The 20,904-nt window shown below is 70.1% G+C and carries 17 protein-coding genes and 1 pseudogene; 8 read left to right on the forward strand and 10 right to left on the reverse strand.

Going from position 1 to position 20,904, the window contains the following annotated elements; genetic code table 11:
- Positions 1-47: 47 nt before the first annotated feature.
- Entirely contained in the window at positions 48-803 is a 756-nt protein-coding gene (locus tag AB0B61_RS30955) for an SDR family oxidoreductase (RefSeq protein ID WP_358439162.1), read from the reverse strand.
- Between the two features lie 261 nt (positions 804-1,064).
- Between AB0B61_RS30955 and AB0B61_RS30960 the strand changes: the two genes are divergently transcribed.
- Complete coding sequence (locus tag AB0B61_RS30960; RefSeq protein ID WP_358439165.1) at positions 1,065-1,961, forward strand: RNA polymerase sigma-70 factor; 897 nt, start codon at positions 1,065-1,067, stop codon at positions 1,959-1,961.
- A 63-nt stretch (positions 1,962-2,024) separates the two neighbouring features.
- Here AB0B61_RS30960 and AB0B61_RS30965 read toward each other — a convergent pair whose 3' ends face one another.
- From AB0B61_RS30965 to AB0B61_RS30975, 3 genes and pseudogenes are all read right to left on the reverse strand, one after another.
- Positions 2,025-2,435 (reverse strand): hypothetical protein, encoded by a 411-nt coding sequence (locus AB0B61_RS30965; RefSeq protein WP_358439168.1) that lies wholly within the window; start codon positions 2,433-2,435, stop codon positions 2,025-2,027.
- A 190-nt stretch (positions 2,436-2,625) separates the two neighbouring features.
- Positions 2,626-3,243 (reverse strand): MarR family transcriptional regulator, encoded by a 618-nt coding sequence (locus tag AB0B61_RS30970; RefSeq protein WP_358439555.1) that lies wholly within the window; start codon positions 3,241-3,243, stop codon positions 2,626-2,628.
- An 84-nt stretch (positions 3,244-3,327) separates the two neighbouring features.
- Positions 3,328-3,633 (reverse strand): annotated as a pseudogene (locus AB0B61_RS30975) (helix-turn-helix domain-containing protein); the annotation flags it as partial.
- A gap of 155 nt (positions 3,634-3,788) precedes the next feature.
- Between AB0B61_RS30975 and AB0B61_RS30980 the strand changes: the two are divergent.
- Entirely contained in the window at positions 3,789-4,037 is a 249-nt protein-coding gene (locus AB0B61_RS30980) for a hypothetical protein (protein WP_358439171.1), read from the forward strand.
- A 6-nt stretch (positions 4,038-4,043) separates the two neighbouring features.
- Entirely contained in the window at positions 4,044-5,429 is a 1,386-nt protein-coding gene (locus AB0B61_RS30985) for a serine hydrolase domain-containing protein (RefSeq protein ID WP_358439174.1), read from the forward strand.
- Positions 5,430-5,434: 5 nt separating this feature from the next.
- Here the strand turns inward: AB0B61_RS30985 and AB0B61_RS30990 are convergent, their stop codons facing one another.
- The 4 genes from AB0B61_RS30990 to AB0B61_RS31005 all read right to left on the reverse strand — a co-directional run bounded on the left by AB0B61_RS30990 (position 5,435) and on the right by AB0B61_RS31005 (position 13,008).
- Complete coding sequence (locus AB0B61_RS30990; protein WP_358439177.1) at positions 5,435-5,902, reverse strand: hypothetical protein; 468 nt, start codon at positions 5,900-5,902, stop codon at positions 5,435-5,437.
- Between the two features lie 151 nt (positions 5,903-6,053).
- On the reverse strand, positions 6,054-8,741 hold the full coding sequence (locus AB0B61_RS30995; RefSeq protein ID WP_358439180.1) for an NACHT domain-containing protein: 2,688 nt from the start codon (positions 8,739-8,741) through the stop codon (positions 6,054-6,056).
- Complete coding sequence (locus AB0B61_RS31000; RefSeq protein WP_358439183.1) at positions 8,714-9,364, reverse strand: hypothetical protein; 651 nt, start codon at positions 9,362-9,364, stop codon at positions 8,714-8,716. Before AB0B61_RS31000 ends, AB0B61_RS30995 begins: the two co-directional genes overlap by 28 nt.
- Positions 9,365-9,420: 56 nt before the next feature.
- Positions 9,421-13,008, reverse strand: coding sequence for a WD40 repeat domain-containing protein (locus AB0B61_RS31005; protein ID WP_358439186.1), 3,588 nt, complete (start codon positions 13,006-13,008; stop codon positions 9,421-9,423).
- 251 nt (positions 13,009-13,259) lie between these two features.
- Between AB0B61_RS31005 and AB0B61_RS31010 the strand changes: the two genes are divergently transcribed.
- Complete coding sequence (locus tag AB0B61_RS31010; protein WP_358439189.1) at positions 13,260-14,606, forward strand: NB-ARC domain-containing protein; 1,347 nt, start codon at positions 13,260-13,262, stop codon at positions 14,604-14,606.
- Here the strand turns inward: AB0B61_RS31010 and AB0B61_RS31015 are convergent, their stop codons facing one another.
- Positions 14,607-16,028: a hypothetical protein gene (locus AB0B61_RS31015; RefSeq protein WP_358439191.1), complete on the reverse strand. Its 1,422-nt coding sequence runs from the start codon at positions 16,026-16,028 to the stop codon at positions 14,607-14,609.
- Positions 16,029-16,169: 141 nt separating this feature from the next.
- Here AB0B61_RS31015 and AB0B61_RS31020 point away from each other — a divergent pair, with 141 nt between their 5' ends.
- Entirely contained in the window at positions 16,170-16,484 is a 315-nt protein-coding gene (locus AB0B61_RS31020) for a sensory rhodopsin transducer (RefSeq protein WP_358439193.1), read from the forward strand.
- Between the two features lie 11 nt (positions 16,485-16,495).
- On the opposite strand, the gene AB0B61_RS31025 is transcribed toward AB0B61_RS31020, so the two are convergent.
- Positions 16,496-17,206 carry a helix-turn-helix domain-containing protein gene (locus AB0B61_RS31025; RefSeq protein ID WP_358439196.1) on the reverse strand — a complete coding sequence of 237 codons (711 nt, stop codon included), beginning with the start codon at positions 17,204-17,206 and terminating at the stop codon, positions 16,496-16,498.
- Positions 17,207-17,420: 214 nt separating this feature from the next.
- Between AB0B61_RS31025 and AB0B61_RS31030 the strand changes: the two genes are divergently transcribed.
- From AB0B61_RS31030 to AB0B61_RS31040, 3 genes are all read left to right on the forward strand, one after another.
- Entirely contained in the window at positions 17,421-18,245 is an 825-nt protein-coding gene (locus AB0B61_RS31030) for an oxidoreductase (RefSeq protein ID WP_358439199.1), read from the forward strand.
- Positions 18,246-18,358: 113 nt separating this feature from the next.
- Positions 18,359-19,252: an ABC transporter ATP-binding protein gene (locus AB0B61_RS31035; RefSeq protein ID WP_358439201.1), complete on the forward strand. Its 894-nt coding sequence runs from the start codon at positions 18,359-18,361 to the stop codon at positions 19,250-19,252.
- On the forward strand, positions 19,249-20,871 hold the full coding sequence (locus AB0B61_RS31040) for a hypothetical protein (RefSeq protein WP_358439204.1): 1,623 nt from the start codon (positions 19,249-19,251) through the stop codon (positions 20,869-20,871). Before AB0B61_RS31035 ends, AB0B61_RS31040 begins: the two co-directional genes overlap by 4 nt.
- Positions 20,872-20,904 lie beyond the last annotated feature (33 nt).

Raw genomic sequence — 20,904 nt, forward strand, 5'->3', positions numbered from 1 at the left:
TGTGTCCCGCACACGGCTTACCCGTTGCTGAGGATCTGGGGCAGGCGCTACTTTCCAGAGGTGTTCTGGCTCAGCCAGTCGCGGTAGCGGATTCGGCCGAGGCTGGCGCCGTCGGCGGGGACCAGCGTGCGCTCGCCCGGTTCGGTTCCGAAGTAGTGCGCGTGCGGGTCGGTGACCACCGTGCGCGGGTCGCCCCAGGCGGCCAGGGCGTCGCGGAAGAACTCATCCATCCGCGACTGCTCCGGCCCGGCGATCTCGAGCCGGCGGTTCAGCGGCGAGCCCACCGCGACGCGGCCGATCGCCTCGGCCACGTCTTCGCCCGCCATGGGCTGGAAGAGCACGGGCGCGATCCGTACCTGGTCGCCGTCCGTGGCCTCGTCGGCGATGCCGCGGACGAACTCGAAGAACTGCGTCGCGTGCACGATCGAGAACGGGATCGACGACTTCTCGATCAGCTGCTCCTGGGCGATCTTCGCCCGGAAGTAGCCGTTCTCCGGCATCCGCTCGGTGCCCACGACCGACAGCGCGACATGGTGGCCGACCCCGGCCGCCGCCTCCGCGGCGAGCAGGTTGCGGGTGGAGGTCTCGAAGAACTCCATCACCGCGGCCCGCTCGAACGACGGCGAGTTCGACACGTCGACCACCACGGACGCGTCGGTCAGCACCTCGTCCAGCCCTTCGCCGGTGAGCGTGTTGACGCCGGTGTTCGGCGAGGCCGCCACCGCCTCGTGACCGTGCTCTCCCAGCTTCGTCACGAGCTTCGAGCCGATCAGGCCGGTCCCGCCGATTACCACGATCTTCATGATGTGCCTTCCTGCCCTCCGGGGCACCCTTATGCCAGCCGGTCCGCCAGCTAAGACAGGGCAGCCTCTCAGCCTGTGACAGCCCCGGCGAGTCTTGCCCAGGGCCCTTCTTCCCCGTGCTGTCTCTTCTCGCGCACGCCTGCTGGCAAAGGACTCGATTACCACGCTGTGCCTGGGGTGGTTCCTCGGGACGGCTGGATCGCACGATACGGTCGAGTAGCACCACCGTGGGCCATCCCGGTGCGAACGGGGGCGATGGGAGTGGCGGATACCGAATCGGGCGGTCCGGAGGATCTCGAGCAGGCCGCGATGGACTTCGCCGGCGTGCGGCCTCGCCTGTTCGGGATCGCGTACCGGATGCTGGGCAGCGCCACCGAAGCCGAGGATCTCGTGCAGGACGTCTGGCTGCGCTGGCAGAACTATGACCGCGCCACGGTGGACAATCCGCCCGCGTTCCTGGCGACGATGATCACGCGGCTGTCCCTCAATGTCGCTCGGTCCGCGCGGGCCCGCCGGGAGACCTACGTCGGGCCGTGGCTGCCCGAACCCGTCGACACCGGCGCGGATCCGCACCTCGGCGCCGAGCGCGGTGAGGCCCTGGAGTTCGCGGTGCTGCTGCTCCTGGAGCGGCTCACGCCCACCGAGCGGGCGGCGTACGTGCTGCGGGAGGCCTTCGACTATCCGTATCGGCAGATCGCCGACGTCGTCCAGCTCAACGAGCCGGCCGTACGGCAGCTGGTCAGCAGGGCGCGCAAGCACGTGCTGGTCGAGCGACGTACACCGGTGGCCAAGGCCGAACAACGCCGGCTGCTGACGGCCTTCGTCGCCGCCGCCCGCGCCGGCGACCTGACCGCGCTGGAAGAGCTTTTCGCCCTGGACGTGACCAGCTACTCCGACGGCGGCGGTGCCGTGCGCGCCTCCCGCTTTCCCGTGGTGGGGGCGTCGCGGGTGGCGAAGTACCTCAGGGCGTTCGCGACCCGCTTCTGGGTCGGGGTCGACGTGGCGTACGCGAGCACGAACGGGCAGAGCGCCGCGCTGCTGAGCCGCGATGGAGAGGTGTTCGCGGTCCTCACGGTCAACGCCTCGGAGCAGGGCATCGACCAGGTGCTGTGGATGATGAACCCGGCCAAGATCACCGCCGTGTCCGCCCCGCGGTAAGTAGGCCACGCGGACCGGTTCGCCCGGGCGGCGAACCGGTCGGCCGCTCAAGGACGGCTTCGGTCAGGGGATGATCACGTGGAAGCCGGTGTCGCGGGCGCCGGCCGCGCTACCGGTACCCACGAAGATGTCGCGGTAGTCCCCGCAGACGATGGTGCCGTCGGGGCGGACGAAGATGCTGGAGTCCCAGGGCGAGCCCGTCCACTGGATGGTGGCGACCGGGACGGTGTTGGCGGCGTTGATGTCGGCGTCGAGCCGGATGCAGTACTGGCCGGTGGCGATCTTGCGGACCCCGGTGACGCCCTTGGAGCGGACGACGGAGCCGTTGGCGTTGACGATGGCGGCGGCGCGGACACCCGGACCGGAGGCGCCGCCGAGATCGGCCAGTGCCGGGACGGCGAAGGCGCCGAGCGCGCCGACGCAGGAGGTCAGGGTCACGGCAACGGCCATAGCGGTCTTCTTGATGCGCGGCATGCTGGTCTCTTTTCGAGAAAGGGACTGACTGAACGGGCACAGGGCTTCTCATCAGGCTGGACGATGATCTTCCGGTCCAGAGCCAGCACTCACTGTAGTTTTCCGATACGGAGAGTGATGATGCGACACGGTAAAGATGATCTCCTGGCCACTCACCGCCGCGGGTCCGCGCGTGGCATGACGGGCTTGCTCAGCCGGTCGCGAGCGCTTCGCGTTGCGCTGGGCTCAGGCGGTCCGATCTGGTGGTGATGGCGTACGTGCCGGGCCGGGTGCGCAGCAGCGCGAGCGGGTCGGCGACGGACGGGTGCTCTTCGAGCGCGGCCAGGGCGTCAGCGACCCGCTCCATGGGCAGGGCCAACGACCTGGCCAGTTCGTCCGCGGTGAGCGGCCGAGCGGCGTATGCCAGCGCGGCGAGCACCGTCAGCGCGTCGCGCATGACGGTGTCGGACAGGCCGCTGCCGCTCATCTCGCCACTGAGCCAGTCGAAGAACCGCCCCATCTGGCCCAGCCGGGTCCCGGCGGGCGAGTCGGCGCCGAAGAGCGCGATTCCGCGCTGCGCGGTCCGCGCGATCTCGGCGTGCGCTCCGGTGTCGGTCCGCCACGCCCGTAGCCAGGTGTCGTCGTCGATCACGTAGCGCTCGCGGCGCCCGCCGGGATCCGGTGCGCGCCCGACCAGGTCCATGGCCTCCAGGTAGCCGATGGCCTTGGACACCGACGCCGGGCTCACCTGCAGCAGGCGTACGAGCTCGGCGGCCGTCAGGCTCCCGCTGTCGGAGGTGAGCAGGCAGACGAACACCCGGGCGGCCATCCGCGGCACGCCGGTCGCGGCCAGCAGGGACGCGAACTGGTCCACGAAGCCGCGCGCCGCCTCGGTCGGCAGCCCCTCGGGCGGCTCCGCCGCCTGGGCCGGCCTGGCCCGGCGGGCACGCCGTGCGGCGACCTGCTGGGCGCGGTCCGGCAGGTAGTCGCCGGACGTGGCGTTGCGCGCCACCTCGCGGCTGATCGTGGAGGTCGGCCTGCCGAGCCGCCTGGCGATCTCGGCGTAGCCCAGCCCTTCGGACAGCCAGGTCGCGATCCGCCGGCGGTCCTGATGGGTCAGCCTGCCTCCGGGCATCGGCGCCTCTCCTGTCGCGAACGGTCCGCAGGGGTCCAGTGTGGCGTTCAGCGACAGGACATTGCAACGGCCAGCCGGGTCCATATTGCATTTCCCCGCAAGGCTGTTGCAACGATTGTTAGATAAATGCGCAGGTCAATTGCATTAATAGCCCTATCTGTCGTTGCCATAAAATCAAATGCAACGTAGCCTTTGCTCATTCGGAAACGTTCAGGGAGAGGACAATGAGGATGCATGTGATGGCGGTTTCCACGATCTCCGACGAGGACAGGTTCTGGGGCTCACTGAAGAAGGCGCACGGCAAGCTGCCCAAGGGGGCGAAGTGGACCCTGGCGGTGTCGAGCACCGACGGGACCAAGGCGGTGAACGTCATCGTGCACGACTCGATCGACGGCGTTGAGGGCTTCTTCGAGGAGTACGCCGGCCCCTTCGCCACCACCGAATACTTCGAGGCCGACACCGCCAACGCGGTCGGCCTCCCGAAGTAGGCCCCCATGACGAAAGGGCTGGACATAACGCGGATCAAGGCCCGTACGGCCGAGCTCCTCGCCGAATACCAGGTCCCGAGCGCCGCGATCGGCATCCTCCAGGACGGGGAGATCACCGACTTCGCCCTGGGGGTCAAGGAGGTGTCAACGCCGGAACCCGCGACGACCGACACCATTTACCAGTGCGGCTCCCTGTCCAAGACATGGACCGCCCTCGCCTTCATGCGGCTCGTCGATGAGGGAAAAGTCGGCCTGGACGAGCCGGTGCGGACGTACCTTCGCGATTTCCGGGTCGCCGACCCGGAGGTGAGCGCGAAAGTCACGCCCCGCCACCTCCTGAACCACACGAACGGCATCGAGGAGGACTACGGCGACCCCGGCGAGGACGACGACGTATATGAGCGCATGGTCGCGAACATCGCCGGCGCGCCCCAGGTTCATCCCCTCGGATATACCCATGGCTACAGCGCGGCCCTGGGTTACGCGATCCTCGCCCGCATCATGGAGGTGGTCGACGGGAAGACGTGGGACGACATCATGAAGGACCGTCTCTTCGATCCTCTGGGATTGACCTCCACGACCAGCTGGCACGAGCAGGTGGACCCGAGCCGGGCCGCGACGGGCCACATCATCCGGTCCGTTGACGAGGGCCCCATCGTTTCACCAGTGGCTCGTCTGCCGCGTTCCTTCGGACCCGGCGGCAACGTGAACTCGACGGCCCGGGAAGTGCTCACGATGGCGCACGTCTTCCTCAACGAGGGAAAGGCGCCGAACGGCACGCGCATCGTCGCACCCGAGATCATCCGCGAGATGATGGACTCTCGCGTCCCCATTCCCGACCCGTACATGTACGGCCCGGAGTGGGCTCTCGGGCTCATCGTGTGCGACTGGCACGGCGAGACGGTCTACGCCCACGACGGCAGCACCATCGGCCAGAGCGCCCGGCTGCGGATTCTCCCGGATTCGAATATCGCCATCTCGATGCTGGCGAACGCGGGACCGCGAGACGGCTTCTACAAGAAGGTGCTCAACGTCGTCCTGGCCGAGCTCGGCGCGGTCACCATCCCGGACCTGCCGAAACCCGACCCTTCTCGGAACCTCGACCTGTCCAGGTACGAGGGCACGTACGGGCGGCTCGGCACCCATTACGAGGTGGCGGCCGAAGACGGAAAGCTCTCCCTCACCTTCGTCCTGGACCCCATGCACGCGGGCTTCCTCGGCAAACCAGAACGCATCACCTACGAACTGCTCCCGGTAAGTGACACGCACTTCTTGATGCCTTCCACCGATCCCCTCGAAGACACCCAGACAGTCGCGATCTACGACTTCGAGAATGGAGCCGCCCAGTATCTCCACACCAATTGCCGGGTCAATCCACGAGCCCGGCACTAGCGAGGTCACATCTGCGCGCCCGCTTCGTCGAGGCGGATGAAGGTGGCGCCCGCGGCGGCGGCGCGGGCGCCGAGAACGTGCCCGTCGCACATCCGCGTCTCCGTCCCGGCCCGGTCGATCACCTTCCACGTCCGCGGCTCCCGGCACGGCTGGCCGAGCAGGTCGCCGGTCCAGGCGCGACGGCACACCCGGCAGGTGGAGACACCGCCACTGGCGGACAGGGTGTTGCCGTGCTCGGGGCAGACGCCCCACGGCAGGCCGCATGGCTGGTCCGCGAGCCTGGCCAGGTCCGCGGCCGCCTGCTGGAGATCCTCGGCGCCTCGGGCCAGCCAGTCCGCGGCCTGCCACGCCCCAGCGAGGTGCTCGCGTTCCGGCGATCCGTTCAAGGCGGTGCCGCAGAGCGCGCGCACCTCCGCGGTGAGCGCCTCGGCGCGACTCGCGAGGGCGCGCAGCTGCGCCGGAGTGACGGTCATGAAGGCTCCCATCTCCGCCAGGACCGACGCGGTCGGCCGTGAAGTGGCTGCTGTCCTGGACCCTACGTCGCGCCGGCCTCGGACGGGTCAGTCGGGCTCGGGTCAGTCAGGCTCGGGTCAGTCAGGCTCGGGTCAGTCGGGCTCGGACGGGTCAGTCGGGCTCGGGCGGGGTCAGGAAGTCTTGGAGTTCGCGGTGCCGGAATTGGTAGGTGGCGCCGCTGACGCGCAGCAGTCGCGCCTCGCAGGCCCAGTCGAGGAAGGTCCACAGCCGCAACGGAAGCACCCCGCGCGCGGCCGCGATGATCAACCCGATCATGGTACGGGACCAGGCGACCGCGCCGAAGGCGAGGCCGAAGGTCACCCCGCCGATGAGCGCGCAGGCCAGCGACTGGACGACGCCCTGGTTCATGACGAACACGAGGAAGGCCGCGACGCCGCCGGTGAGCCCGAAGGCCACTCCGATCATCGGGTTGCGATGGAGGGCCTCTCGGGGGTGGGCCAGCTCCGCGTCCTCACTCCAGCCACCAGTAGTGATCTTGAAGAGCACCCCGAGCGCGAAGGCCAGCGCGAAAGCCCCGATGATCTCCGCGGTCAGTGCCACCGGGCCGGCGCCGGCCAGGCGCAGCGGCGGCAGGCCGGTCAGCGCGCCGCACAGTCCGAAGCCCAGCAGGGTGACCGGCTCGGCGCGGATCGCCTCGGATATGGTCATGCGCTCGCCCTGCCGGGCGGCGGCGGTCAGTCCGATGACCGCGCCGAACACCGCGCCTCCAGCCGCCCCCGCGGCGATGGCGAAGACGGGACCGAAGACCCTGCCTTCGGTCAGCACGAGCCCGGTCAGACCGCAGAGCGCGCCGACCGGGCCGCCCGCCAGGGCGCCCAACAGACCGCCGATCACGCGTCGCCGACGGGGTACATTGGCCCGCCCACCGGCGGCGGTCGGCCACTGCGACATCGACAGGCCGGTGGCGATGACCACCCAGCCCGCCATGAGCGACAGGGTGAGCCCCTCTCCGAGCCAGTCGCGCGGGTCACCGGAACGCTCGACCGCCGACCCCGCCCAGAACGCCAGCATGGCGATGACGGCGAAGACCACACAGCACAGGCAGTGCACCGCCCGTACCCGGCGCCGGCCGCCGATCGGCCACAGCAGGTGCGGAACGATGTCGATCGGCGTCAGACCGGGCGGCGGCCGATCCGTCTCGGTGGTCCGGACAGCCTGCCACCGCAGGTGGGCGGCCAGGTTCTCCAGCCAGGACCGCACCTGTTCAGGACGGTACGGGGTGCCGTGGGCGGCGCGTGGGGCCAGTGCGGTCGCCGCCGGGACGTACGCGCCGAGCAGCCTGCGGGCGATCCGCCCCGCCGCCGCCCGCGAGTCGGGGTTCTGGTCGACGCGGAGCAGGTCGTCCGGGTCGGCGCCGGACTCCACCGCGGTCACGGTCAGCAACAGGCGCCATGGAGTGGCCAGGGCGGCGTGCACGGCCGTCCCGGATGGTCCGGACAGCGCGGCGTGGAGGCCGTCGCGGTGGATGTCGCAGGGATGGCCGTCCGGCCAGCGGGTGCGCACGTAGGCGTTGATCTGCTCGATGGTCAGGTCGTACAGGTGGATCCGGGTGGCGTTGTCGAGCCCGGCGCGGACCAGGGACAGCTCGGTGTGGCGGGTGGCCCGGCAGGTCACGACGACCGCCCCCGGCCGCCGGCCGGAAAGGTCGCTGTAGCGGTTGAGCTCGGTCAGCAGGCCGATCGCCCGGCGGGGCGGCCCCATGGACGGCTCGGGGTCGAGCTCGTCGAGCCCGTCCAGCACCGGCAGCACCTGGCGGTCTCGTACCAGCCGCTCCGCGTCCTTGGCCGCGAGGCCGAAGTCCCGCACCAGCTGTTCGGCCAGCCAGGGTTCGAACGGGCTGCCCAAGGTCCATCGGGCGGCGTCCAGGCGTACCGGGACCATCTGGGGGTGACCGGGCTGTTCGCCGCCGGTCAGGAAGGGTTCCAGCAGTTGCAGCACCAGCTCTATGGCGAGCACCGTCTTGCCCGCGCCCGATTCGCCCACGATCAGCAGCCGCCGCGGCCGCAGGCCGCTGAAGAAGCGGCCGATCGACTGCGGGCCGTCCTTCATCTCGCCGCCGCCGTCCTCCAGGCGGATCGGGTCCTCGTACGGTCCGAAGGAGACCGGCGCGATGGTGTAGCCGCCGAGCAGCCCCTTACGTGCCCGGTCCTCCTCCCGGGCCACTCGCCGCGCCAGGAGCTCGGCGGCGGGGTCGCGCCCGGGACGACCGGTGGCCTCCGCGTCGGTCTCCGCGATCCCGACCACGCCGCCCACCGCGACCGCCGCGACCGCCTCCGCCGCGACCATCGCGAACGCCTCCGCCGCGAGCATCTCGGCCGCGATCGCCGTGGACGCCGCTTGGTCCGCCGCCGAAGGTTCGATCGTCGAGGACGTCCGCCGCTCGACGTCCGAGGCGGGCGGTGTGCGAGGGAGCGGCCCGGCCAAGGCGGTCCTGGCCACCCGCCAGCGTTCGAGCTCGCCGGGGATCAGCTCGGCCGGATAGTCGCGGTAACGGAAGCAGGCGGTGACGAACGCCTTGACGAAGTCCCACCGCGGCAGCCGGTCGGTCTGCCGGAGAACATACGAGGTCGTGCTTTTGGGCAGCGCGTCGATCGTGGCTCCGTCCGAGGTCACCGTCTGGCCGCCGAGAGTGCGCAGCCTGCTCAGCGACGGCTCGCCCGCCCACCGTTTGAGCCGGACCAGCGACCGTACGAAGTCCGCGGCGCTGCCGGCCTCGGTGGGATCGGGGGGACGGGGGTGCTCGGCGGCCATCAGTGCTTCGTCCTCACCAGCGACCATGCGAACCTCGTCCTGCCCCGCCGGGGCCATCGGCCGTCCAGGTAGGTGCCCGCCAGCGTCTGGACATGACGTGACTCCATCAGGAAGTCGCGCGCCTCATCGGACTCCACCAGCTCCCGGCCGACCGCGATGGGCACGAACCCGTGCCGGGGGATGTAGACCCATCGGCCGCGGTCCCAGTCATAGGGATCGAACCAGTGGTGGCGTACCGTGCCCGACATCCGCACCTCCACCCCGGCCCGGGTCAGCACGAACGAGCCCTGCGAGCGCAGCAGGCTCATCCGGCTGACGTAGAAGAGCTCCGTGCCGATGAAGGCGTTGATCCGGGCGTCCCAGTAATCGTGCAGCCAGGACGAGGCGCCGTCGCGCAACCCTTTCGCCTCCCGTACCAGCTGCCGCTCGAACCGGTGCTGGTTCTTCTGCTCGGCCTTCTTGATCACTTTGAACGAGCGCAGCCAGCGCAGGGACATCGTCCTGGAGGCACCGGCGCCGTCCATGAAGTGCTCCAGGAAGTCGGACGCCATCGGATGGAAGTCCCGGCCTTCCGCGACGATCGAGCGGAACAACGCGGCCAGTTCCGGGACGGGCCTGCCCGTCCGTCGCCGGAAACCTCGCAGGAACATGCTCGCTCTCTCTCCGTGGTGGACTCCGGTAAGGGATTCCCGTGGGATTCCCTGGGTCATGGACACGTCTGCCGGTACGCCTCCCCGTGTACGTAGCTCTCCCATTCGTCGCGGGTGAGGGAGCGGCCCGCGTTGGCGCATGCCGCGGCCACCGGGTCGGCGGGCAGGCGGACGTTCCACAGCCGCGCGGTCCCGTCACCGGCCACCGTGGCGATGGCCGTCCCGTCCCGGCCGTAGGCGATCGCGGTCACGGCGCGGGTGTGGCCGATCAAGGGGGTGCTGAGCTGCCGGTGGCTCCGCACGTCCCACAGCCGCACCGAGTCGCCGGAGCCGGTGGCGAGGACCTGTCCGTCCGGGCTGAAAGCGAAGGTGTTGATCGCGCCGTCCTCGGCGATCAGGGCGATGCCGAGCGTACGGTGACGCACCACGTCCCAGAACCGGACGCTGGAGTCGGCGGCCGTGAGTGCCAGCGTCTTCCCGTCGGGACTGAACGCCAGGTCGTTGATGAACCCGCCGTTGGCCGGGGGCGGAGAGCCCTCGATCGGGCGGCGGGTGGCCACATCGAAGAGCCGCACTTGGTTGTCGTAGCCCGTGATCGCCAGGGTCGAGCCGTCGGGGCTGATCGCCATCGCCGTGACGAGGTCGGTGTGCCCGGGGACGCTGATGCGCGGCCCGGTCTCCCGGCGGCGTGCGACGTCCCAGAACGCGATGGCCTTGTCCTGCTGGACGGCGACGTACCTGGCGTCGGGGCTGAGTTTGGCCACGCCCTTGAGCGTCGCCTCATGGGCGATCTCGCGGCGGCTCGCGACGTCCCAGAGCCGCAGGCCGTCCGAGCTGGACGTCAGGAGCGTCCGCCCGTCGGGGGTGAATGCGACCATGGACACGGAACGGCGCGCGCCCTGGGGACGCAGCGGCGGGCCGAGGCGCTGCTGGGTGGCCACGTCCCACAGCTGGATCGCGGGGTCCATCTCGTCGGCCACGCCGGTGGCCAGGATCCGTCCGTCGGGGCTCAGCGCGACGGCGGCCTGCGCGGGCATCGAGGTCCCGACCTGCAGATGGATCTGGGGGTCGGCCAGCCGTACCACGCCGTCGGCGCTGGCGGCGGCGAGCATCTTCCCGTCCGGGCTGAACGCCACGCGCTCGACACCGCTGCCATTGTCGGCGAGCGCGGTCAGCTGCTGGCGGCTGACCGTGTCCCACAGGACGGTGCGGCCGGTGGCTCCGGCGGTGGCGATCCGGGTGCCGTCCGGGCTGAAGGCGATCGCGTTGAAACCGGTATTGCGGTCCCTGAGCAGGCCTGTCTGCTTCCGCGTGGCCACGTTCCACAGCCGGGCGGTGTGGTCCCAGCTCACGGTCCCGAGGGTAGTGCCGTCCGGGCTGAGGGAGAGATTGGTGATGGCGTCGGTGTGCCCGGCGAGCGGCGCGCCGAGCCGGCGGGACGTGGCGGTGTCCCAGAGCTGCGCGGTCTTCTTGCTCGCGACGGCCAGCGTCTTTCCGTCCGGGCTGAACGCCACCGCCCTGATGATGGACGAGAGGTCCGGTCCGTGGTCGGCGCGGCCCAAGGGAGTCCCGTACGGACGGTGCGTGGTCGCGTCCCACTGCCGGACGACGCCTCTGAAGTCTCCGGTCACGAGCGTCTTCCCGTCCGGGTTGTACGCGAGCGCCGACACGACCTCCTCGTGATCCAGCGGAGCGCCCAGGTCGCGACGGGTGGCCACGTCATAGAACCGGACGGTGTCGAGACACGACGTGGCCAGCGTACGGCCGTCGGGGCTCAGGGCCAGCTTGACGTCTGAGCACTCGTACAACGGACGGGTGATCGGGGCGCCGAGCTGCCGCCGCGACGCTATGTCCCAGACCCGCGCGGTGCCGTCGTCGCTTCCTGTCACGACGAACGAGCCGTCGGGGCTGAACGCCAGGTCCGTAACCCCTCTCGTGTGCCCGGTGAGGGTCCCCCGGCCGGTACGCGTCGCCGCGACCAGCAAGCGGTTGCGGGCCTCGTCGGTATCGGCGATCCGCCACGCCGCCACGGCCAGCAGCGAGGACAGGGGCACGTCGCCGGTGATCTCGCTCTGCGCCGCCACTTGGCGGGAGGTCGCCGCCCCGCGTTGCCGATCGGCCTCGTTCGCGGCGTTGACGGCGGCGCCGGCCGCGATGACAGCGAGGACCGACAGCACCGCGAGACCGGCCATGACCAGTCGGCGGCGGCGGCCGGTCCGTCGCACCGCCCGCGTCGATGCCGCGACGAAGCGCTCGGCGGTCGGGCCGGGTGGCGGAAAGCTGTCAGGGTCGCGGTCCCAGCGGTGCCGGCTGTCCTGAACCGCCAGCAGCCGGGCGCCCCGGTAGAGAAAGGCGGGGTCGCGGTGGTGTTCGGCCCATTGGGCGGCGTCGTCGATGAGGCTGCTGTACACCGTCTGTGCGGTGAAGTCGGGCTCCAGCCATTGGCACAGGGTCGGCCAGGCGATCAGCAGCGCGTCATGGGCGATCTCGACGGCGTCCTCGTGCAGCGTGACCAGGCGCTGGTCGGCGAACGCGGACAGCAGCGCCGCCACCTGGCCGCGCCGATCCGCCGACAGCGCCGACGCGGCGGCGTGGATCTCGGCCAGCGTGGCCCTGCGCCGGGCCACCCGGCCGCCCGCGGTGATCAAGGTCATGCGCCGGAAGACTCTGAGCGCGGTCTTGCGGTCCTCCGCCGACAACCGTTCGAGGATCTCGTCGGCCGTACGCCGCACGGAGTCGCGGACCCGGCCGGACTCCTCGTACCCCCGGACGGTCAGCCGGCCGTGCTCACGTCTCTCCCAGGTGTTGCGCAGAGCCTGCGAAAGCAGGGGGAGGGCGCCGGCCTCGTAGCCGCCCCCGGTGGCCTGGTCGACGCGTAACTCGCCCAGGATGGTCTCCACCAGACCGGGCTCGATCTCCAGGCTCACCGCGGCCGCGGGGCCGGTGATGGCCAACCGGAGGTCGGACTCCGACATCGGCTCGACGATGACCTGGCCGTCCTGGATGGCCTCGGCCAACTGCGGATAGGCCGCGCAGCGGTCCCAGTAGTCCGCGCGTACCCCGACGATCACTCCGGCGCCCCGCGGGCCTTCGGCCAGGGCGTGCAGCGCCCCGACGAACGCCTGGCGCTCCTGCTCGTCGCTCACCAGAGTGAACAGTTCCTCGAACTGATCGACCACGAGTATGAGACGGCCGTCCGCCGGGAGAGGCGCCATCCGTCCTGGATCGTCTCGCAGCCGCTCGTACACCGTCTCGACGTGCTCGCCGAACGTCTTCGCCCACTCTTCGGCGAGTGCCCGCAGCGGTGTCGAGGTCGGCGTGATGAGCAGGCGCGGCCACTGCCTGGAGCCGGCGACCGGCAGCATCTCCTGGGCCAGCGCCGGCAGCAGCCCCGCCCGCAACAGCGACGACTTGCCCACACCCGAGGCACCCGAGACCAGCAGGACGGTCCCGTGTCCGGCCAGGCGCGCGCCCAGACGTTCGACGAGGCTGTGGGTCGCCCGTGCGCGGCCGAAGAAGAACTCGGTCTTCTCCCTCTCGAACGGCACAAGTCCTTGGTAGGGGCACACCTCACCCCCGTCGTCGGACGGCGACGGCGCCTGGGCCTGCGATCGGCGGTTGCCGCCCTCGTCCCCGTCACTCATGGCCTTCATTCTGGCTAATTCCGGCGATGCTCATCAATTCCATTGAAACCGCCAAGGCATCGGTCGCGCCGAGCCCAAGAGATGACCGCAGGTCGCGATCGTCTCGTCCGTCTCAAGGTCGTCTGATTCCGTTCGCTTTCGTCCAAGGGTGGCGTGAACAGCGGGAAAGCGCTTTCGATGTACGTGGGGATCTCGCCGGCCAGGGACGGCGATAAAAAACGGGGCGGCTCCCTGGATAGGAGCACAAATCAATGAACGGTGACCACGTTCGGTTGACCACTTCCCTACCGACGGAAGTCATACGGTGTCACGAGGCCGAGTTGTCTTTGGGAGCGCTCCTGCGGGGATGGCGGGGGCGCGCGCTGCTGACTCAGGAGCAACTGGCCCAACGTACCGGCCTCAACGTTCGGACCGTCCGCCGGTTGGAGCACAACGTGCTGCGGCAGCCGCGCATCACGTCGATCCTGCTGCTGGCGGAGGCGCTGGAGCTGGACGGCGAAGAGCGCGCGATGCTGGCCGCCGTCGCTCGCGGCCCGGCGGCTTCCCCCGAACACGTTGATCTGGAAGAGACCTGTCCAGCGGTGACCGTTCCGCGACAGCTACCAGCGGATGTTGCGGCGTTTGTTGGCCGAAAGCGTGAACTGACGGCTTTGTCGGATTACCAGAATACGAACACGGCGACGGTCGTCGCCATTGACGGCATGGCCGGAGTCGGAAAGACGGCGCTGGCCGTTCATGCCGCCCACCTGCTCAGCTCCCGGTTTTCCGACGGCCAGCTGTTCGTGAACCTCCACGGCCATACCCGGGAAATGACACCCGTCGATCCGCGTGACGCGCTCGCCCGCATGCTCCGCGCACTCGGCATCCCTGATGACCGCGTTCCTGGGCATATCGATGACCGCGCGGCGCTGTATCGCAGTGTCGTGGCCGACCGCGAAGTCCTGATCGTGCTGGACAATGCCGCCGACGAGGACCAGGTCCGCCCGCTGCTGCCCGCCGGACCGGGCTGCCTGGTGATCGTCACCAGCCGCCGCCGGCTGATCGGCCTGGACGACACGCGCACCTTGTCGCTGGACGTCCTGCCGATGGAGGAGGCGGTCGCCCTGTTCACCCGTACGGCCGGGCGGGAGCATGTCGTGGACGCGCCGGCGGGGGTGCTGACGGAGACCGTGGAGCGGTGCGGGCAGCTCCCGCTCGCCATCCGCATCGCCGCCGTCCGGCTGCAGGCGCATCCGACCTGGGGCGTACGGCATCTGCTCGACCGGTTGAACGATGATCGGCTGTCCGAGCTGACCACCGGGCGGCACAGCGTCACCGCCGCCCTGGATCTGTCCTATCAGCGGCTCTCCGAGGACCAGCGACGTGTGTACCGGCTGCTGGGGTCGCAGGCCGGCACCGAGTTCGGCGTCGACGAGGTCGCGGCCGTGCAGCACACGACAGTGGTGCGGGCGAGGCGGCAGCTCGACCAGCTGCTGGACGTCCACCTCTTGCAGGAACCCGCACCCTGCCGCTACCGCTTCCATGATCTGGTGCGCGACCACGTCTCGGCCCTGCTTCACCGAACGCGGTGCGAGGCCGCGCGGGCGAATTCCGCTTGACTACTCGACGGCGCCGGAGCGGGTGAGGAGGTTCTGGTACCAGGTGTCGTACGGGTGGTTGGACGCCGGATAGTTGGCCGGCGGGTCGGTGGCGTCGTCTTCGGAGTCGAAGTCCCAGCCGCGTACGAGCCGTCCCGCCTGCCGTGCCGCGGTGATGAACGAGGACTCGCCGGCGGTCGCCGCGTAGAACAGCGCGCCCTGCTGGAGCTCCGCGCTGTCGCCCTTCTGGAACTCGTCGAAGGCGGTCTGCTGGTAGCGGATGCGCTCGCCGGCGACCCTGTCGGTGTCCAGGCGCAGGGTCTGGGCCGGGGTCGGGCCGTCGGCGCCGGTCCACACGTGCACGCGCGACGAGCCGCTGGTCGAGGTGGTCGCGTCGTAGCGGGCGTCGGAGGTCTTGGCGTTGCCGCTCCAGGAGACCGTCGCGGCGGAGGCGTTGAGCACGCCGTCCCAGTCCCAGTTCTGGCTGTTGCTCTGGCTGCGGTGGATCTCGCGTAGCTGGGTGCCCGCCGCGTCGGTGAACCTGACCGTCGGCAGGACGCCGTTGTCGTACTGGTGGCTGGCCGACCAGGTGATCTCGCCGTCGGCGTCGAGGCGGCCGACGCGGTACCACAGGGTGGTCGCGGTCTGGGACTGGTGGACCTCGACCAGGTCGCCGTTGTCGTTCAGGGCGACGGACGGTGTGACGCCGCTGTCGTACTTGCCGTGGCGTAGCCAGGTCACGCGGCCGTCGGCGCCGTACGTGCCGCTCCAGTACCAGAGCGCGCCCGCGCCCGAGTCGTGCACCTCGACGACCTGGCCGCGGCCGTTGATCGCGACGGCCGGGTGGTAGCCGACATCGCGCTTGTACTGGGCTCGGGTCGTGCCGTCGCCGGAGATCACCGGGAGCACCCGGCCGCGCAGCGTGTCCACCGACGGCGGGCTCGCCGGGTAGTCCTTGGCCCAGAGCAGCCTCGAGCCGAAGACAGAGGTGAGCTCCTGGTTGAGCGCGGCCAGGTTGCCGGCGGCGTAGGAGGGGTTGTCGGTCAGGTCGTCCTTGATGTCGAGCGCGACGACGATCGGTGCGGCGGTGGGGTGCTGCGCGGACCAGGTGTTGATCACGCCGAGCCAGTCGCGCAGGAGGTTCGAGGCGGGGTTTCCGGTGTGGTCGACCTGGCTGCCGGGAGAGTCGTGGCCGATGGAGTAGTCGTGCGAGGTGGCGTAACCGTTGTCGTGGATGTCGAGTTCGAGGAAGCGAATGCCGTGGTCGAGTTGGTAGGCGATCGAGTTCTTGGCGCCGGTGACATTGCCCGAGTAGCTGTTGTGCGTGGCGCGGAAGATCGCCGAGGGTAATGGCACATCCGCTGCCGCCTCGGCGTTTCCGCTGATCAGCAGGGCGGAAGTGGCGACGGCGAGCGCGGAGAGAACGGCTTTTGAAGGGGCCATTCCCCGATCTTCACACCGCCGGTGATCTCCGACAATACGCTCACGGATGCTCCCTGAGGGTGGTCACCTGCTTTTAATCCGATATATCCGCTCTTGTCGGGGTAGCTGGACGACTGTCGTAGGAAAGGACGGGAGTCGCGTATGAGCACATTGGTGGGAAACTGGAAGATGGCCATCACCGACGGGTGCGTCAAGGGCGACCGGCTCTGCCTGTTCAACGTCAGCCCCAAGAACGCCCACGTCGAGCTCACGTTCTGCGCTACGGGCGAGGAGCCGCTCGGCCCGTACCGCGCGACCGTGCCCGCGCAGCGCACCAGCGACCTGAGCCTGGACGACCTGGCGGCTGCCGAGGCCCTGTCCCCCAGCACCCCTTACTCGGTGGTGGTCGTCTCGGACATGCCGGTGATCGTGCAACTCACGCACGCGCACCTCGACGTACGCCGATCCGCGGCCTGACGCTGGGCGGTTCAGTGCGTGACGTCCCCGGTGCCGGCGAAGATCTGCCGGTAATGTTCGGCCGCCTGGGCCATGTCATTGCTGAGGACCTGGAAGAACCGGCTTGCCGTCAGGAGCCGGGAGCCGGCCGGGGTCTGGGCGCCGAGCACGCCGACGCCCTCCTGGACGGTGTCGGCCCACAGCGTCATCGACCGGATGCCCACCAGCCAGGCCCGATACCAGACATCGACATCGATGCTGTACCGGTCACGCCGGTTGTCACGCTCGCGTTTGACCAGCCCCACTTCCTCTAGCCAGCCGATGCCCTTGGAGATCGACGCGGGGCTGACCCGGAGCCGCTCGACCAGGTCGACGACGGTCATGTCGCCGCTGTCGCTGGTGAACAGGCAGACCATCACCTTGGCCGCCATCGGCGGGATCCCTGACATCACCGTGGCGAGCTTCCGCTCGAATTCCTCTACGGCCTGGGGGTCACGCCCGCTGGGATGCGCGGTGGTCGGCGTACTCAGCGGCGAGTGCGGCCGGCGGTGGGCCCGCCGCCCGGTCGCCTGCTGGGCCCGAGCCGCACGGTAGCCGTGCGGGCCGCCGTTGCGGGCGATCTCGCGGCCGATGGTCGATCTCGGCCGTCCCAGGCGACGGGCGATCTCCGCGTAGGTGAGCCCTTCCACCAGCCCCTCAGCGATCTTGCGACGGTCCTCGTACGTGAGGTGGCCTCCTGGCATACGCCCTCCCGCTTGTCGCGCACGCCCAAGTATGCGGCCGGGCCTGATTGATTGCGACACACAGCACGGAGTTGTTGCATTTGCCAGCACTGTCGTTTCGCCAATTGTGCCGTTCCGACCTGCGACAACGCCATTCGCAACTTGCCGCATCCGTAAACGCATCCGTAGCTTTCCTCATATGTGAACGATGACCGTTCACGTGGAGGGGACCGATATGGCTGCCAAGATATGCCTCGTAACCGGCGCCTCATCCGGCATCGGCCACGCCACCGCACTCGAACTCCTGCGCGGCGGCCACATCGTGTACGGCGGGGCGCGCCGGGTGCACCAGATGGCGGCGATCCGCGAAGCGGGCGGTCACGCCCTGCCGATGGACGTGACCAAGGAAGAAGACCTCCAGCGGGCTGTCCGTACCGTCCTGGACGCGCATGAGCGGATCGACGTCCTGGTCAACAACGCGGGAGCCGTCGTCCACGGCGCGGTCGAGGACACGCCGTTGGCGATGGCGCGAGACGAGTTCGAGGTCAACATGTTCGGGCCGGCCCGGCTGACCCAGCTCGTCCTCCCGCACATGCGGGCGCGGGGCTCGGGCACGATCGTCAACGTCTCCTCGGTCGGCGGCGAGATCGCCCTGCCGCTCGGCGCCTGGTACTACGCCTCCAAGCACGCCCTGGAGGCCTTCTCCGACACCCTGCGCATGGAGGTCGGACAGTTCGGCATCGACGTCGTCGTCGTCCAGCCGGGCATCATCAAGACCGGCTTCGAGGCCGGGACCGCGCGGCAACTGCGGGAGATCTCCGGGAGCGGCGCCTACCGGCAGATGGCCGAGGCCATGGCACACGCGGCCGAGCCGCGAACGGAGGTGGACAACCCGGCCTCGGACCCCGAGGTGGTCGCGACGACGATCCGACAGGCCGTGGAGTCGGACCGGCCGGAGACCCGCTACGTCGTGGGCTGGCAGGCCGAGGCACTCCTCAACCTCAACAGGTCCCTCTCCGACCGCGAATTCGACGCGACGGTGACCGGCCGGCTCACCTGACGCCCGCAGACGACCGGCCGGCTCACCTGACACCCGCAGCCGCCTTCGCCGTCGAGGAGGTCGAGGGTCGCCTCCTCGCCGCACCCAACGAGACCCGCCAACGGAGAAACCCCATGACCCCTGCTATCGCCATTTCCGGGCTCGTCAAGGCCTACGGGCCCACACGGGCCCTCGACGGGCTCGACCTCACCGTGGGCACCGGAGAGGTGCATGGCTTTCTCGGCCCGAACGGGGCGGGGAAGAGCACCACCATCCGCATCCTGCTGGGCCTGATCCGAGCCACCTCCGGCAGCGCCAGGCTGCTGGGCGGCGACCCCTGGGCCGACGCCGTCGCGTTACACCGGCGGCTGGCGTACGTGCCTGGCGATGTGGAGCTGTGGCCCAACCTCACCGGAGGCGAGGCCATCGACGTGCTCGGCCGGCTGCGCGGCGGACTCGACGACGAGCGCCGGAACGGGTTGATCGAGCGGTTCGAGCTCGATCCCAAGAAGAAGACCCGGACCTACTCCAAGGGCAACCGCCAGAAGGTCGCCCTCGTCGCCGCCCTCGCCGCCGACGTGGAGCTGCTGATCCTCGACGAGCCCACGAGCGGGCTGGACCCGCTGATGGAGGCGGTGTTCCAGCAGGTCGTCGCCGAGGCCAAAGCCGCCGGCCGGACCATCCTGCTGTCCAGCCACATCCTGGCCCAGGTCGAGACCCTCGCCGACCGGATCACCATCATCCGCGACGGACGGGCGGTGGAGTCGGGGACGCTGGCGCAGATGCGGCACCTGACCCGGACCACGATCGTGGCCGAGACCGCCACCCCGGTAACCGGTCTCAACCAGGTGCCCGGAGTCCACAACGTGAAGACCGAGGGCAGGAGCGCGCGGTTCGGCGTGGACGCCGAACACCTCGACGCCGCCATCCGGCACCTGACCACCTTCGGCATCGACTCGCTGGTCAGCCACCCGCCGACGCTCGAGGAGCTCATGCTCCGGCACTACGCGCACAAGGAGGCGGCATGACCACCACGGTTACGCGGGCGCGCGGCCGTACCGGATCGAGCGCGGCGAGCGGCCACCTGACCGGCACCGGCGCGATGGTACGGCTGGCGCTGCGCCGCGACCGGATCAAGCTCACCCTCTGGCTGATCGCCATCACGGCCCTCGTCCCACGCTTCTACTACGCCGCCGTCAACGCGGTCGTCCCGACGCCCGCGGCCCTGGCCGAAGCGTCGCAGATGATCCGCGCCTCCTTCATGCGGGTGCTCGGCGGGCCCCTGTTCGGCGAGGTCACCACGCGGAGCTACTTCCTCGCCGCCTACTGGGTCGAGTTCCTGCTGGCCGCCGCGATCATGAACATGATGCTCATGACCCGGCACACCCGGGCGGAGGAGCAGACGGGCCGGGCCGAGCTCATCCGGGCGGCCGTCGTGGGCCGGCACGCCCAGCTCACCGCGGCGCTGGTCGTCGCCGTGCTCAGCAATGCCGCGCTCGCGGCACTCACCACCGCCGCGACGATCGGCATCGGGTTCCCCACCGGCAGCGCCCTGCTGTTCGGCGCCTCCCTGGCCGCGACCGGGCTGCTGTTCGCCGGGGTCACCGCGGTCACCGCCCAGGTCACCGAGCACCCCCGGGGCGCCAACGGGCTGGCGGGCATCGTGCTCTTCACGGCGTGGCTGCTGCGCGGCGCGGGGGCGCTGCAGAGCCCGGAGGGCGGTCCGCTGTTCTGGCTGTCGCCGATCGGCTGGGCACAGCAGACCCGGGTGCTGGCCGACGAGCGCTGGTGGCCGCTCGGCCTCTCGGTACTTCTCGCCGGGCTGCTGGTCGCGGGCGCCTACTCGCTGGCGAGCCGCAGGGATCTCGGCGCCTCCTTGGTGGCTCCGCGCCTCGGCCGGGCGTCGGCGCCTTCGTGGCTGCGCTCGCCGTTCACGCTCGCGCTGCGGCTCCAGCAGGCGGCCATCCTCGCGTGGGGAGCCGCGTTCCTCGCCGTCGGCCTCGTCCTGGGCGCCATGACCGGGGGAATGGCGGAGACCGATCTGCCCATCTTCTCCGGTGCGGACTTCGGGCGGGCCTGGATCAGCCTCATGGTGTTCACCGGGTCCCTCTACACCGGTGTCTTCGCGGTCCTGTCGGTCCTGCGGCTCCGGGTGGAGGAGGTGCGCGGGCGTATCGCTCCCGTCCTGGCCGGGCCGACCGGCAGATCGACGTGGTACTGGTCGTCCCTGCTGGTCACCGCGCTCGCCGCGGTCGTCCTGCCGGTGGTGTACGGCGCCGCGCTCGGCATCGGCGCCGCCCTGTCGACCGGCGAGCCCGGCCTCGTGGGTGAGGTCACCTGGGCGAGCCTCATCCGCGCCCCCGAGGTGCTGGTGCTGCTCGCCATCCCCGCCGCGCTGCTCGGGCTCGCCCCTCGGGCCGTGAACGCGGCCTGGGCGGTGCTCGTCTACAGCGGGTTCACGCAGGTACTGGGGTCCTACATGAACCTGCCGGAGTGGCTGGTGAACACCTCGGTGCTGTCCCACCTGCCCTGGCACCCGCTGGGGTCCTTCGCCCCGGTGGCCACGGTGGTGCTGACCGTGCTCGCCGCGGCGCTCGCGATCCTCGGCCTGTACGGCCTGCGCCGCCGGGATCTCGCCTCGGGCTAGGGCGCCGGCCGCTTCATCCCGTCGGTGACGGCA

It is taken from the genome of Nonomuraea sp. NPDC049158 (assembly GCF_040648335.1).
In the GTDB taxonomy this organism is placed as follows: domain Bacteria; phylum Actinomycetota; class Actinomycetes; order Streptosporangiales; family Streptosporangiaceae; genus Nonomuraea.